The following is a 13,757-nucleotide window of genomic DNA, read 5'->3' as shown; positions in this document are numbered from 1 at the left end:
ATCTTCAAAGGGGAACGGCGATTTGGCGATCCACCATCCGTTGCAGTCGGCAATGGGCCTCGGCCCTACCGGCTGTCGCCGCGTACGAGCTTCACGAGCAACTCCGTGTCTCGCAGGTCCGACAGCACCGCCTCCGCGCCGGCGTCCCGCAGTACGGTCTCGTCGCTGCGTCCTGACGCGACGGCGATCACCCGCACGCCGTTGGCGTGAGCCCCTTCCACGTCGGCCGGCGTGTCGCCGATCAACACCGCCTCCTCGGCTGCTGCGTTCGCACGGCGCAGGGAGAGTCTGACGAGTTCGGCGCGGACGTCGTTGTCCTCGCCGTACGCTCCGAGCTCCCACAGGATGTGGCGGTCGAGCCCGAATACCTGAAGTTTGATCTCGGAGACCGGGCGGATGTTGCCCGAGACGACCGTCTGCCGGGCCCCGACGGCGTCGAGTGCGTCCAAGGCGGCCGCCGCACCGGGCAGAGCGTGGCCGCGCTCTCGTAGTTCGGCGCCTCGCTTCAGATGCTCCTCCGTCAGGGCACGAGCGAAGCGTTCGAAGTCGGCACGCGTCGTGGAGAGTCCGTGCAATTTCGCGGTCTCGCGGAAGATGACGGGTTCCGTGATCCCGTCGATTTTCGCCTGCTCGCGCATGACCTGCCCTGTGGTCTGCAGGAACGCGGCGGCCGACAGTTCGCGGCCCACGCCACGTGTGTCGATCAGCGTGTGGTCGATGTCCCACAGGACCAGTCGCGGCATCGCGTCTCCCCAACTACCCACCCGTCACAGGGTCCTTGCTTGTCACGCGAACGTGTGCGGACCGCGCACGCGCTGGAGCACTCCGTTCTACGCTGACGGTACGAGACGCAAGCGGGGAAGGGGGCGGAACGGTGATCTCACCGAGACTGCCCGTGGGCGAGAGGGTCAGGCACTACCGGCGGAAGAACGGCAACCGGACTCAGGCGGCCGTCGCCGGACTGTGCGGCATCACCGAACGCTACCTGCAGCAGATCGAGGCCGGGCAGAAGGTGCCCTCCGCCGATGTCCTCGCTCGCCTCGCCGCCGAACTGGGCGTACCGCTGGCCGCCCTGCTCACAGCGGACGGCATCAAGGAGTCGTCGGTCCCGCTCACGGCCGCCCCCGCGGTTGCTCGTGCGCTGATGGGCTACGGCCGACCACGCAGCTCGTCTCCCGCGAGCCCCTGGGAGTTACGGGAGCGGGTTGAGCAGGCGTGGCGGACCTGGCAGTCGTCGAAGGACCGGTTCACGGTAGCGGCCCTCGTCCTTCCGGACCTGATCGGCGACGTCGAGCACGCCGTGCGGGTGCACCGCACCGGAACCGACGCCCAGGCACATCGTGAAGTCTTGCGCGTAGCCGCCGATTTGTATGGGCTGCTGCGCTCGTACTGCCGTCGCACAGGACGCCTCGACCTGTCCCTGATGGTGGCCGACCGGGCGATCCGAGCCGCTGAGGACGCCGACGACCCTGTGCGCATCGCCACCGCCCAGTGGAACCTCGGCCATGTTCTTCTCTCTCACAGTGAGCAGGGCGCCGTCGAGGAAGCCAAAGAGGTTGCCCTGCGCGCCGTCGAGCAGCTGCAACAAGCGCCGGTGACGGTTGAAACCAAGGCTGTCGCGGGGGCGCTCGAGCTGGTCGCGGTGGTCTCCGATGCCCGCCGCCATCATTGGTGGGAGGCGCGTGACCGGCTGGAGCAGCGCGCGGCTCCGCTTGCCGAGCAGGTCGGTGAGGGCAACGTCCAGTGGACCGTGTTCGGACGGACCAATGTCGCCATGCACGCGATGAGCATCGAGATGCTCGCCGGCGAAGCCTCCGAGGGACTGCGCGTTGCCGACAGGATCGACACGCACGGCCTGCCCAGCCGCGAGAGGCAGTTCACCTTCGGCCTGGAATTGGCCAGGTGCCACGATCTGCGGCGGGAGGACGCGACCGTCCTCGTCCACCTGCTGGATCTGGAGGACGTCGCTCCCGAAGATCTGGCACGCAGCCCTCTCGCGCGCAACATGATCCTGGATCTCCAGAAACGGGTCCGCCCCACGTTCCGACGCCAGGTTGACGAACTCGTTCAGCGTCTCCAGCTCATCTGACCACGAACCCGCGGTTCCCCCGAACTCTCAGTTCGGGTAGTGCTGTTGGTCCGGTCGTACCTTCGCCGCACAGCGCAGCGAAGGACGGGACGACAGATGATCAACGATGCAGAAGAGATCTTGACCGTGGCCGGTCTACGGCTCGTAACCGTCGGTGTCGAATGGGACACCGTCAAGGTGGAACGGCATCTGGGCGTACGCGCGATCGAACTGCTGGAGGAGCCCGGCGCCGTGGCCGTGGACCCATGTCGCCCCGAACCGATGCTGTACTTCCTCGTCCCTGCGGGCAGTGCCGCCCACTGGGACGTTCCGGAGACGGCAGCGCTCGGCTCGAACTCGTACGTGGTCCTGCCGCCGGACCACAGAGATGCGCCGCCCGGCCCGTACTGGCTCATTCCTCAACAGCACGGACTTACGGCGGCAGCGGCGCTGCGGCAGGCACTGGAAGCAGCGAAATGAACGCCAAGGCGCCGCCGCTGAACGTCCCGCCGATGCGCGCCCTGGCCCATCGTCTGTTGTTGGAGCCCGGTGCCATGCCAGACGTTCTCCCCCCTGCGGCCGACGAGTTGGAGGACCTCGCCCTCCGGCTTCGTGGTCACCTGAGTCTGCTCGCCCCCGAGGTCGAGGAGCTGGCACTTGCCCCTTCTGCGGACAGTGTTCTCCGCTGTTGCGCACTCGCCTGTGTAGGAGAGGCACGTGGCAAACTCCGCGCCGCTCCGCCTCCCGGCCCCAACGGAGCTGCCGCCTATGCCCGGCGCCTCGCACGCACCCTCGACTCCCTGTGCGAGCACTACGAAAAGCTGGGCGGCGGGGGGATCTGCCCGGCCTGCGACAGGCCGATCATGCGCGAAGAGCCGTCCGTGCTGACCGACTACCTCAGCCCCTCTGGCCCTACAGCGAGATCAATACGTATCCACGCCCGTTGCGCCAACACGGTACGCCGCCGCTGACGAGCGTCAGCCCGCCCATCAAGGGCCCGGCCTGGCTGTTCTGCCGTCCGCCAGCGCGGGAGGCAGAGGGCCGAGGCGGGGCGGACCACCGAATACACTCGAGAGCGAGACTCCTCATGCCCGACCCGTCATCTGACGCAACCGCGCCGCCTGACAACGCGCCTGCGGACGGCGGCCTGCTGGGAGCCGCCGGGTACAGGACGCTCCACCAATGGGCGCCGCCTGCCACGGCGCGGGCTCGCGCCGCCGAACTCGTGACGATCCACCGCAGTTCTCTGCGGGAGGTCGTCCGCAATCCCCATGCCGATGAGGAGTGGGCCCAGACTCTCGTTCGAGCTCCCCTCCTGGTCAACACCGTCCGAGACTTGATCGGCCCGGACATCGCGGTCGAGAACACCTTCCTCGTCGTGAAATGGCCCGGCCGCGACTTCGAGGTGCCCTGGCACCAGGACGGCATCAACGACCAACTGGAACTGGATCCTCTCCACGCGGTGGCCGCCTGGATCGCGCTCACCGATGCCGATGTGACGACCGGCTGCCTGCACGTCATGCCCGGCTCGCAGCGCGCCGGCTACCTCTCCTACGAACGCGAGGCGGCAACCGGCGCGGCCCGCGGCCGTGCTCTCGGCACGCATGTCTCCCCCGACAGCCGCGGCATGCCCGTACCGCTCGCCGCCGGGAGCGGGATCCTCATGGACACCCGCCTGGTGCACTGCTCCCACTCCAACCAGGGCGTCGGCGCCCGCTTCGGTCTGAACATCCGCTACGTGGCGCCCGGAGGCATCCGCAGGCGTGACGACTCAAGCCCCGGCCTTGACCCGATCACGGGCACGGGCTGGTAACCCCCAACCATCGAGAGGAGACCACCACTGTGACCATCCTCAAGGAGTTCCTGGACCAGGACGCTCCCACGCGGGTCCGCGTCCTCACCGGAGAGGACGCCGACGGTGACCGCCGTGGCGACAAGCAGGTGATCGCCCGCAGCGACTGCACGTACTACTGCCCCGACGAGGCCACGGCCCGCCGGTGCATCGAGTCACTGCGGGAGTCCGACGAGCGCCTGCGTTCCCGCCCGGACGAACTGATGCTCTGGGACTGGCAGTCCACCTACTTCGAACCCGAACAGGACAACCCCAACGGCGGCGGCACCGTACTCCTGGGCGTGGCCTGGTACGACCGCGCATTCTTCGACGAGCGACGCGACGCCTGGTTCGGCCGGATGCACCAGGAGATCTACAAGCAGCTCGGCATCCCGTTGGACAACATCACCGTCGACCACTGGGTCCGCCCGGCAGCGTGATCCGACCACCATCCGGCTGGGCCCCGACTCCCCCGAGCAGGGCCCAGCCATCCCCTCTTTCCGCGACGAGGACCAAGGCGCCATGGGTGAGTTCGAGGAGCAGACCGCATGGTGGGACGATTGGGCCGCCACATACAACGAGTCCAGCCTCGGACCCGCAGACCTGGCGGCCCGCGCTCTGTCCGAACTGGCCAGCGGTGAACCCGCACTTGAACTCGGGGGCGGTGCCGGCCACGTCGCGCTCCCGCTCGCCGGTTGCTGTATCCGTGCACTGGGTCTGGACGCCTCACAGGAGATGACCCGCCGCCTCCTGGACCGTCGGGACGATCTGCCCGTCGACTTCTTGATCGCCGACATGGCGGCTTTCGAGGCGCCCGGCCCCTTTGAGTTGATCTACGTCGTATCGAGGACCTTCTACCTGCTCACAACGCCCGAACGACAGATCTCCTGTCTGCACTCCTGCTCCCATGCGCTGCGTGCAGACGAGCGGCTGGTGATCGAGCCCGCCCTGCCCGCTACCAGCGCCCTGCCGCTGGAGGAGGGGCTCTACGTCCGCGCCGTCGAGCCCGCCTACACGAAGCTCTCCGTCGTCGCGCGCGATCCCATCGCGCAGACGTTGCGCTCGCAGGACATACACCTGGACGAGACGGGCCTGCGCATGCTGCCACTGACCCGCCGCTACACCCATCCCTCCGAACCGGACTTGATCACGCGGGCTGCCGGGCTGCGCCTGGAGCCCGCTACGAGGACTGGAACCTTGCTTCCCATCGGGCAGGAGGCCCGCGCCATGTCAGCGTGTACTCAGTCACGCGAGAGCACAGGGGCCGCCTCCGTGACCGGTAGTGCTCCCCTCTCCCGCGTCCACCACCAAGCTGCGCTGGCCCCCACAGTCGCCACGGCGACGGTGGCCATGCCCCCCGCCCAGAAACCCGTGCCCGGTGAACTCGCCGCGACCACGGGAACGATCAGCATCGACGCGGTGCCTGCGGCCCGGATGACGGTCAGATCCACGGACATCAACCGCCGACGCGCAGCCGAGGGGAACACGGACAGATGGGTCTGCAGCGTGATCCCCAAAAACGGCGACAGGGCACCGGAAGCCGCGGAGATCGCAAGCAGCAGGGACATGTTCCCGGCCGAGCCGGTCACCGCCAGCAGGAGCCCGGACATGGCCCACAGTAGGCAGTACGCAACCGGCGGCCGGGACGGCAACCGTACGTTGCCCGCAACGACGTTCCCCGCCAAAGCCCCCGCACCGGTGGCCGCCAGCACCAGCCCGTACGCCCCGGCACCGGCGTCCAGGCGACTCGCTAGCAATGCGGGCATCGCCATCGCCACGGCCTGCGCGAAGATCCCCGCGCCGTGCACCGCGATCGCCGCACCCGTCGCCGGATGCGCCCGCACCAGGGACCAGGCCCGCGGCCGCCCCCCTTCCGCCGGCGCCATCGCCTCGGCGGAAACCGGACACACCCTCCGGCCCAGCGCCGCGAGCACCACGGCGGACACCGCGAAGGTGGCCGCGTCCAGCCAGAACAGCGCCGCCTGCGGAACGAACGCGAGCAGTCCGCCCGCGGCGCCCGGCCCGGCCACCCGGGCGATCCGTCCCGTCAGGTCCATCAGCCCGTTGACGGCCTGCACCTCCTCGGCGCGGACCAGGTCCGGTACCAGCGCGCCCAGGTTCGGATCGAACACTGCCCCGGCCAGCCCCAGGGCCGCGGCCGGCGCGAGCATGCCCGGCGTGCCGAACGTGCCCCAGGCCCACGGCAGCAGTGCCACCAGAACCACCCGCACCGCATCGACGACGGCCAGCGCCCGCAGTGAGGCGACACGGTCCATGATCCGGCGGCCGAGCGTACCCATCACGATGTACGGCACCGACTCGGCTACGGCCACCCATCCCATGGCAGCGGCCCCCGACTGCTCCCACGCGATCCACATGATCGCCATGGCGTACAGCCGGTCCCCGAAGACCGACAGCGCCTGGGCACCGCACAGGGCGAGTACGCGGCGGCGGCGCAGCAGCCGGACGTATCCCAAGATCACTCCCTGCCCGGAAAGCGCGAAGTCTCGGCACCTGTGCCCGCCGGGACGCCAGACACCTTAAGGCACTCAGAAAGGCGGATGTCCCATGACCACAGAAACGGTGTGCCCCGTTGAGGCCCGGGCCGCAGCCGAGGCCCTGTGCGGGCCCGACACACATCTGAAGTTGATCACCAACCGGCGAGCAAGCACCGTATGGCAGGCGCACGGCCCACACCAGACCCTTGCCATCAAGACGGGCACAGGCCCCGAGGGATCCGCTATCACAGCCCGCGAGACGACCGCCGTCACCTGCATGAGTGCCCCCGGCACCGTCTTGGCACATGGCCGGGGCGACGCCCTGGCCTGGATGCTCACCCCTTGGTACGACGGCCCCTCCACCTGCGACGTCCTGCACGACGTGCGCGCAGGGACTAGCCAGTCGCCCGCCGCCCGACACCACATGATCGACCTGTGTGAAGCCGTGGCCGCCCTCCACCGAGAAGGCTGGGTGCACGGCGACCTCCAGCCGAGCCATGCGATCCACACCACCGACGGGATCCGGTTCGTCGACTGCTCATGGTCCTGGCACCCGGACCAGCTCGAACCCTCCCTCCTCTTCCGGGGCGGGCTACCGCACCTGCTGGCACCCGAACTCGCGCAATCCATCCACGAAGGCGCACGCCCGGTCGCACCGTCCATGCCGGCCGAGGTATACACCCTGGCCGCGAGCCTCTGGTGGGCGGCAACAGGGGACTGGCCACGGGACTACGCCCACATCGGCCTCGACCCGGGCAAGGTGACGGCACCCTTGCTCAGACAGATCATCGGCACCCGCCAGATCCCGCTGCGCCGCCCGTACTCATGGCCTGACGTCCAGCAGGTGCTCGCCGAGGTACTGACGGCGCCGTCGGACCGCCGTCCTACGGCCGCCGAATTGGCACAGCGGCTCCGCTCACCGTGAGGCTCGGCTGCGGCTGCATGTGCACCTTCGGCGTCCCGCCTGGGAACCCCCCGCAGAAAGCAGGTAAGCCAAGGGCGCGATCCCATTCTGAAGTCCGGTCCCCCTGGGGCTCGGGTCCCCGTCCTTGAACCAGTTGGACTCGCACCGTTCCCGCCCCCGCCGTTCAGCCCCTCATCGTGATGTGAACTCACCAGCACCGCCAACAGACTCACGGTATCGGCACTAATCGATGTGGCCTGCCAGGAAGTCCGTGATGTAGCCCATCGTCTCCTTGGTGGACCAGGGCTTCGCGCCGCCGTCGGACGAGGCGTCGGAAGCTGAGGAAGTGCTCGGCGAGGCGCCGGAGCCAGCCGAGATGCTCAGGTCGCCGTGGCCGGCGCCGGTGAGCACCACACGCTTGGCGTCGACGCCCTTGTCCTTGAGGGCGGTGAACAGGTTCAGCGTCTGGCTGGGAGAGACCAGCCGGTCGGCGCTGCCGTGCAGGAGAAGGAAGGGTGGCGTCGAGGAGGAGATGTGGGTGGCCGGGTCGGCGGCGGCCACCTCGCTGGTGTACTCCTTGACGGACTTGTTGGTTCCGGGGCCGTACACCCATTGCGCGGCCGAGTTCCCGGCGGCGTAGTTGCTGTCTTGGGCGGCCTGGTCGTAGTCGGAGGCGATCTTCGACAGGTTGGCGGGGCCGAACTCGTCCACCACACCCTGGACCTCACTGCTCTGGTCGAGGTGGTCGCCGACGTCGTACGCCTTGTCGCCGTTGGTGACACCGGTCATGGCCGCCAGATATCCGCCCGCCGACTGGCCCCATACGAAGACGTGGTCCGTGTCGATCCCGTAGGTGTCGGCGTTGGCGCGCAGGTAGCGGATGGCGGACTTGACGTCGGCGAGGGCGTCCTTGTAGGTGGCACCGCTGGTCGTGGTGCGGTACTGGACACTGGCGACCGCGTAGCCCTGGTCGGCGATATAGGTGCGCTGGTCGAGGTTGCCGGTCCGTTCCGCCATGACCCATTCGCCGCCGGTTATGAAGACCACCAGCGGCTTTCTGCCTGAGGACCTGGGCACCTGGATGTCGAGCTTCAGGTCGGTCTTCGCGCCGTGGGTGGTCCGCGAGGAGTAGGTGATGTCGTCTGTCGTCGTCACCGCCGATGTATCACAGGTGATCGACGGACCGTTGGGGTCGATCACCGTGCTTGTGCTGTTGTCGGTCTTTTTGATCGTCTTCGCCTCGACGATCTTCAGGCCCGCACCGTCCGGGCCTCCGGACGGCATGCCGCTGGGGGTGTCCGCCGAGGCGCCGCTTCCTGCTGTTCCTGCGGTGCCTCCCGGGATGGACGTTGGACATGCCGAAGCCGATGCCGACTCGGCGGACGATCCCGCGGAAGAGTCGTCCGTCCCGCAGCCGGTCAGACCGAGACCGGCCACCAGAGTGATCGCCGCCAGGGCAGTGATCCGCGCCGGCCGTCGAGGCCGTCGCCACTCCTTTTCCTCGCCATCGCCTGCAACTGCGTCGTGTCCCTGCATCGCGCCTTCTCTCGATGGTGCCGAACTGGCGACGTATCCGGAGATTCAATCTCCGGATACGTGCTCGGCCACCCTAACACGAAACGGAGATTGCGTCTCCGCTTAAAGGTGGCGTGGAGGCGGCGGTCAGCCGATGCTTCCCGGGCCTGTGGGTGACGCGGTCGTACGATGTGCCAGGACCATCGCGCACCCCCCGAAAGTGAGACCTCTGCATGGCGGCACCCTCCGCATTCGGCGAGGCCGGCGAGGCGCGTGCGCGCAGGCCGCGGCGCGACCGCGAGGTGAACCGCACCAAGCTCCTCGCCGCCGCCCGAGAGGTGTTCCGAGACCACGGCCTGAAGGCGACCCTGGACGACGTCGCCCGCCATGCCGGGCTCGGCGTGGGGACGGCCTATCGCCACTTCCCGAACAAGCAGGCCCTGATCGACGAGCTGGTCGACGACATGTTCGCGCGCGTCGAGGAAGCCACCCGAGAGGGGGTGGAGGACAGCGACGCCTGGCGCGGGCTGACGGCCAGTCTGGAACACGTGGCCGAACTACAGGCGCTCGACCGTGGCCTGCGCGAGGTCGTGCTCCACAGCGACCGTGCGGTGCCGGCGGGGCTGCGGCACCGGGAACAGATCAGGCGAAACGTCGATCTCGTGGTCGAGCGAGCCAAAGAGCAGGGTGTTCTGCGCGCGGACGTGGAGCCCTGGGACCTGGCGGTGATCCAGCAGATGCTGGCCGCGGTGACCGAGCGGAGTGGGCAGCCGGACCTCTGGCGGCGTTATCTGAGGCTGTTGCTGGACGGGTTGCGAGCCGGTCCCGAGCGCACGGAGCCGCTGCCCGGCAGGGACTACGGCAAGCGGCTCGACGTGCCGGGGGCGAACTGGATGGGCCCGCCGTCGCCGAGCACGGACGTCCCGGCCCCACCCCACGGCTGACGGACCTCTTCGCCCTGGTGACCTCAAGACGTTCCAGGACTTCAACACGTCACGGCTGCGGGCCTTTCCGATTCCCGCTGGTGACGATGTGCCCAGAGTGGATCTGCACGGGGCTGCGGGAGGCCGGCCACGACCCGGACATGGGCGCACAACCGGCCCGGCCGCTGGGGGCAGCGGGGTTGTGCGACGCTCGTCGTCGAGTCCACCCGCAGTCTGATCCCGATGATCGAGCGCAGCGATGTCGCCGGCCCGCAGGAAGTGGAACCCGACACTCTGCACGCCTGCCAGACAAAAGCGTGTGCGCAGACACAGACGGTCCTGGCGCAGGCCGAGTTCACCGCCGACGAGGAGAACCAGAGCACACCACACAGCGGTCCCAGCCCTCTCGCCGTCGTGCTCGTGAAAGGAACCGCCCGGTGCCGGACACGGACGGGGCGTGGAATCCATGACAGAACAGGAGGCCCGCCGCCGAACAGAGGCGGGCGCGCTTCGAAAATCGTGCGCACGTCGTGACGGAACCCCTGCACCGGTATCTGCTGCGGCGCACGACTCCCGACACGGTCGAGGACATCCTGTCGGAGACAATGCTGGTGCTCTGGCGTCGCGTCGAGGACGTGCCCGGGCTGGGAACCGGACACTGCCTGGCCGATGCCCGCCGGTCGGACGGACGCAGGCTTCCCCTGGTGGAGCGGCTGATCGGGGCTCAGCGGGAGTCCGGCGCCTTGGCCGCCGACCACAGCGAACTGCACGCCGCACTCGGCGCTCTCTCGGAGTTGGATCGCGAGGTGGTGCGGCTGTGGGCGTGGGAGGAAATGACCAGTGATGAACGACGCGCGGGCGGAGGCGAGGAACAGCACGGCCCCGACGCTGTCCCCGGGGGAGGTAGCGGCCGCGCCTGCGGTCTCACCTGCGCACCAGGACACTGACCTCGCTGCTGGAGCGGACGCACCGGGCGGTCGTAGAGCCCCTGGCGCGGTTCCTGAGTATCGCGAGTATCGCGGCAGGCGTCTGTCGGCACGCGAGGTGCACCGGGCCGCCGCACTCAACTCGCGCCGCTCCGACTCACCTCACGGTGTGGGGCCGGTCAGCGCATCGCGCAGGCCGGCCCGCGAGGTGACGTTCAACTTCCGGAAGACACTGCGCAGATGGGTGGCCACCGTACGCGGAGACAGGAAGAGCTGGGCGGCGATCTGCTTGTTGGTCAGCCCCGTGGCCGCCAGGTGCGCCGCCTGTCGTTCCTGCGGGGTCAGCGACGGGTGCCCGTCCCGACCGCATACGGCGGTCCTGATCGGGATCCCGCTCGCCCGAAGCTCGTTGGCCGCGCGGGCACTCCAGGGAGCGGCTCCCAGCCGTTCGAACGTGCTGAGCGCGGCGTCCAGATGGACCCGGGCCGCCGCGCCCCCCTTGGCCCGGCGCAGCCTCTCGCCGTAGGCCAGACAGATCCGGGCCCAGTCGAACGGCCAGCGTTCGGCGCCGGGCGTGGCGATGGCCGCCTCGAACAGATCATGGTCGATGAAGTCCGGGACGGCCATGGCCTCGGCCGCATCCGTCAGCATGGCCAGCCGCGGCGAGATCGACGGGATGTCGGTCTTGCGGACCGCCTCGACGTGCGCGGCCGCTTCACCGTGGTGGTCGGTGCGCGCTGCCGCTTCGGTGAAGTCCAGCAGGAGCCAGAGAGCATGGGGTGAGTACGCCGGCACCTCGCCGGGGATGCCCAGCGCCCTCAGCAGGCGGTAGGCGGCGTCGAAGTCCGCGCTGCCGAGCGCCGACAGGGCCCGGATGTGGGAGGCGTAGACCCTGAGCGCTCCGAGACCGCGGGGGTTTCCCCAGGAGACGAGGCGGTCCGCGACCTCGCGTGCGGTGCCGTGGTCCCCCTTGGCCGCGGCGAGCATTCCCCGGAGGAAGCGGCCCGACGACGCCGGCAGGTGGTAGTCGTACGTCGCGCACCAGCCGAGACCCTCCTCGATGATCGCCACGAGATCGTCCCACTGTCCGCCGGCGTAGGCGTCGTTGGCCAACAGGAACTGCGCCTGGATCGCCAGGGCGACGGCCCCTCCGCCCCGGCCGTCGTCGATGACGCGCCGCAACGCGCTGCGGCAGCCCGGCAGGCGATCCACGTAGGCGGCCGCGATCGCGGTCCCGACGATGCGTACGGGGTCGGACTCCTGGTGCAGGTCGCGGACGAGTTCGTCGAGCCGGTCGAGCACGGAAAGTGCGGCGTACGCCGGGTCACCGAAGGCGCCCAGGATGACCGGCAGCAGGCGCTTCGTCCGGTGCGGCCGGTGGTGCCGCACGATGCTGTCGAAGGGGCGCCACAGTTCCGGCCGTCCGCTGTAGAAGCACACCATGAGGAGGGTGTTGAACGCCTCGCGGAGGATGTTGTCGTCCGTCTCCCCGGGCCGGGCATGGGTGTCGATGGCGCCGACGAGCAGCCGGTGAGCCGTGTCCACGTCTCCTTCGCCGTTGAGGAGTTGGCTGGCCGCCGCGGTGGCGGACGCAAGGGAGTCGGTGCCGGCCGGATCGGCCTGGTCGGCATTGGCCAGCAGTGTCCGTACGTTGCGCAGATCGCCGGTGATGTTGGCGCCCAGGCAGGCCGCCTCGGCCAGTAGGCGCCCCTTGGCCGCCCCGGTGCTGCTCAGTTCGGCGGCGCGCAGCAGGGTGCTGATGGCTCCGACGGCGTCGCCGCGGTGCAGGGTGCCGTAGGCGGCCCGGTGCAGCAGGCCGGCCACTTCGTCGTCGGGGCCTATGGCCGCGCCGGCGAGGTGCCGGGCCCGGCGCTCGGACCGTTCCGGGAGGTTCGCCGCGAGCGCCAGATGTCCCCACCGGCGCTCGGCGCCGGTCGACAACTCCATCACCGCGGAGCGGGTCAGGGGGTGCCGGAAGACCAGCCGCCCGGTGAGGCTGTCGACCTGGACGAGGCCGCCCCGCTCGGCGGGACACAGCGCGATCAGGACGTCGGGGCCGCCCATGGCCCGTTGAAGGGTGTGCAGATCGCCCGAGCCGTCCAGGGCCGCGAGCAGGAGCAGCTTCCGTGTGGTCTCGGGGAGCGCCTCGACGCGGGAGGAGAAGATCCTCTTGAGCCGCTCGGTCAACGGCAGCACGGCCGGCAGCGCTCCTCGGTCCGTCTGCTGGGCCTCATTGAGCGGGACGGGCAGTTCCAGCAGCGCCAGCGGGTTGCCGCGGGCCTCCGCGACAAGACGCCGGCGCACCCGGACTGCCATGGCCGGGAATCGCTCGCTCACCAGTTCGTGAGCCGATGCGTCGTCCAGGGGCTGCACCTCGTGCTGTGCGATGCCGGTGCCGCTCAGGAAAGACTCGTCGCCGGACCGGGATGCGGCCAGCAGGGCGAAGGGACCGGTGGGCGCACAGCGAGCGACGGTTGCGAGTACCGAGGCGCTGGGGCGGTCCAGCCACGCCACGTCGTCGATGAGGAGGGCGAGCGGACGGCTCGTGGTGACGGCGCCGGTCAGCAGCGCCTGCACGGCGTTCGCGATAACGGGCAGCGCGGCCGGCTGCGCTTTGGACAGTCCTCGGACCGCCTGGAGCGTTTCCGTCTGCCGGGGCGGCAGCGCGGGGATCTCATCGGCCAGCGGCTGCAGCAGCTGGTTCAACGCCGAGAAGCCGACGCCTTCCCCGAACTGGGAGCCGACGACACGCAGCACCCGGGAGCCGGACTCGGACGCCCGCACCGCCGCGGCGTCCAGCAGCGCGCTCTTGCCCACCCCGGCCTCTCCGGTCAGCAGCAGCGCGGATCCGCGCGCCGCCGCCGAGCCGAAGAGGCCGTCGATGATCGCCAGCTCCGCCGCTCGTCCGATGAGACGAGCGGCGGACTTCCCGTCGGAATCGCCGGCTTGCTTCTGCGCACCGTTCAGGACAGGCGGCATCGGGGATGACATGGGGCCTCCCAGGGTGGTCGGGCACGATCAACGACAGGATGGGAAGGGTTGCCGACGAGTTCGACGCTCCCCGCGTGTTCTGCGTCACAGGGGCGGACCGG

Annotated in this window: 12 protein-coding genes and 1 pseudogene; 9 read left to right on the top strand and 4 right to left on the bottom strand. The window is 69.5% G+C overall.

Annotated elements, in window-relative coordinates; all coding sequences use genetic code 11:
- Nucleotides 1–65: 65 nt before the first annotated feature.
- Nucleotides 66–743 (bottom strand): HAD family hydrolase, encoded by a 678-nt coding sequence (locus MQP27_RS38450; RefSeq protein ID WP_242774055.1) that lies wholly within the window; start codon nucleotides 741–743, stop codon nucleotides 66–68.
- 152 nt (nucleotides 744–895) lie between these two features.
- Here MQP27_RS38450 and MQP27_RS38445 point away from each other — a divergent pair, with 152 nt between their 5' ends.
- From MQP27_RS38445 to MQP27_RS51815, 6 genes and pseudogenes are all read left to right on the top strand, one after another.
- The gene (locus MQP27_RS38445; protein ID WP_242774053.1) at nucleotides 896–2,089 is read left to right on the top strand and encodes a helix-turn-helix domain-containing protein; all 1,194 of its coding nucleotides are present in this window, start codon (nucleotides 896–898) and stop codon (nucleotides 2,087–2,089) included.
- A gap of 96 nt (nucleotides 2,090–2,185) precedes the next feature.
- The gene (locus MQP27_RS38440) at nucleotides 2,186–2,548 is read left to right on the top strand and encodes a hypothetical protein (RefSeq protein WP_242774051.1); all 363 of its coding nucleotides are present in this window, start codon (nucleotides 2,186–2,188) and stop codon (nucleotides 2,546–2,548) included.
- Complete coding sequence (locus tag MQP27_RS38435; protein ID WP_308290069.1) at nucleotides 2,545–3,039, top strand: DUF6415 family natural product biosynthesis protein; 495 nt, start codon at nucleotides 2,545–2,547, stop codon at nucleotides 3,037–3,039. The genes MQP27_RS38440 and MQP27_RS38435 overlap by 4 nt, the downstream gene beginning before the upstream one ends.
- Nucleotides 3,040–3,155: 116 nt before the next feature.
- Nucleotides 3,156–3,881 carry a phytanoyl-CoA dioxygenase family protein gene (locus MQP27_RS38430; protein ID WP_242774047.1) on the top strand — a complete coding sequence of 242 codons (726 nt, stop codon included), beginning with the start codon at nucleotides 3,156–3,158 and terminating at the stop codon, nucleotides 3,879–3,881.
- Nucleotides 3,882–3,910: 29 nt separating this feature from the next.
- A complete protein-coding gene (locus MQP27_RS38425) occupies nucleotides 3,911–4,339 on the top strand; it encodes a hypothetical protein (protein WP_242774045.1) in 429 nt (142 codons plus the stop codon).
- A gap of 82 nt (nucleotides 4,340–4,421) precedes the next feature.
- A pseudogene (locus MQP27_RS51815) lies at nucleotides 4,422–4,805 on the top strand (methyltransferase domain-containing protein); the annotation flags it as partial.
- 335 nt (nucleotides 4,806–5,140) lie between these two features.
- On the opposite strand, the gene MQP27_RS38420 reads toward MQP27_RS51815, so the two are convergent.
- A complete protein-coding gene (locus MQP27_RS38420) occupies nucleotides 5,141–6,376 on the bottom strand; it encodes an MFS transporter (protein ID WP_242774042.1) in 1,236 nt (411 codons plus the stop codon).
- Nucleotides 6,377–6,674: 298 nt separating this feature from the next.
- Here MQP27_RS38420 and MQP27_RS38415 point away from each other — a divergent pair, with 298 nt between their 5' ends.
- Complete coding sequence (locus MQP27_RS38415; RefSeq protein ID WP_242774039.1) at nucleotides 6,675–7,322, top strand: serine/threonine-protein kinase; 648 nt, start codon at nucleotides 6,675–6,677, stop codon at nucleotides 7,320–7,322.
- A 222-nt stretch (nucleotides 7,323–7,544) separates the two neighbouring features.
- Here the strand turns inward: MQP27_RS38415 and MQP27_RS38410 are convergent, their stop codons facing one another.
- On the bottom strand, nucleotides 7,545–8,585 hold the full coding sequence (locus MQP27_RS38410) for an alpha/beta hydrolase (protein WP_242774036.1): 1,041 nt from the start codon (nucleotides 8,583–8,585) through the stop codon (nucleotides 7,545–7,547).
- Between the two features lie 464 nt (nucleotides 8,586–9,049).
- On the opposite strand from MQP27_RS38410, the gene MQP27_RS38405 reads away from it, so the two are divergent.
- Both MQP27_RS38405 and MQP27_RS38400 read left to right on the top strand, forming a co-directional pair.
- Entirely contained in the window at nucleotides 9,050–9,760 is a 711-nt protein-coding gene (locus tag MQP27_RS38405) for a TetR/AcrR family transcriptional regulator (RefSeq protein WP_242774034.1), read from the top strand.
- Between the two features lie 509 nt (nucleotides 9,761–10,269).
- On the top strand, nucleotides 10,270–10,686 hold the full coding sequence (locus tag MQP27_RS38400; protein ID WP_242774033.1) for an RNA polymerase sigma factor: 417 nt from the start codon (nucleotides 10,270–10,272) through the stop codon (nucleotides 10,684–10,686).
- A gap of 141 nt (nucleotides 10,687–10,827) precedes the next feature.
- Here the strand turns inward: MQP27_RS38400 and MQP27_RS38395 are convergent, their stop codons facing one another.
- Nucleotides 10,828–13,656: an ATP-binding protein gene (locus tag MQP27_RS38395; protein ID WP_242774032.1), complete on the bottom strand. Its 2,829-nt coding sequence runs from the start codon at nucleotides 13,654–13,656 to the stop codon at nucleotides 10,828–10,830.
- Nucleotides 13,657–13,757: the final 101 nt, after the last annotated feature.

The organism is Streptomyces cylindrosporus, assembly GCF_022698165.1.
Classification (GTDB): Bacteria; Actinomycetota; Actinomycetes; order Streptomycetales; family Streptomycetaceae; genus Streptomyces; species Streptomyces cylindrosporus.
The sequence above is the reverse complement of the archived record's forward strand: the minus strand, read 5'-3'. Positions and strand labels throughout refer to the sequence as shown.

Bases quoted from the DNA above. Each gene is read 5' to 3' on its own strand.
- MQP27_RS38450 (WP_242774055.1), bottom strand. From the start codon at position 743: ATGCCGCGACTGGTCCTGTGGGACATCGACCACACGCTGATCGACACA.
- MQP27_RS38440 (WP_242774051.1), top strand. From the start codon at position 2,186: ATGATCAACGATGCAGAAGAGATCTTGACCGTGGCCGGTCTACGGCTC.
- MQP27_RS38435 (WP_308290069.1), top strand. From the start codon at position 2,545: ATGAACGCCAAGGCGCCGCCGCTGAACGTCCCGCCGATGCGCGCCCTG.
- MQP27_RS38430 (WP_242774047.1), top strand. From the start codon at position 3,156: ATGCCCGACCCGTCATCTGACGCAACCGCGCCGCCTGACAACGCGCCT.
- MQP27_RS38415 (WP_242774039.1), top strand. From the start codon at position 6,675: ATGAGTGCCCCCGGCACCGTCTTGGCACATGGCCGGGGCGACGCCCTG.
- MQP27_RS38410 (WP_242774036.1), bottom strand. From the start codon at position 8,585: ATGCCGTCCGGAGGCCCGGACGGTGCGGGCCTGAAGATCGTCGAGGCG.
- MQP27_RS38405 (WP_242774034.1), top strand. From the start codon at position 9,050: ATGGCGGCACCCTCCGCATTCGGCGAGGCCGGCGAGGCGCGTGCGCGC.
- MQP27_RS38395 (WP_242774032.1), bottom strand. From the start codon at position 13,656: ATGTCATCCCCGATGCCGCCTGTCCTGAACGGTGCGCAGAAGCAAGCC.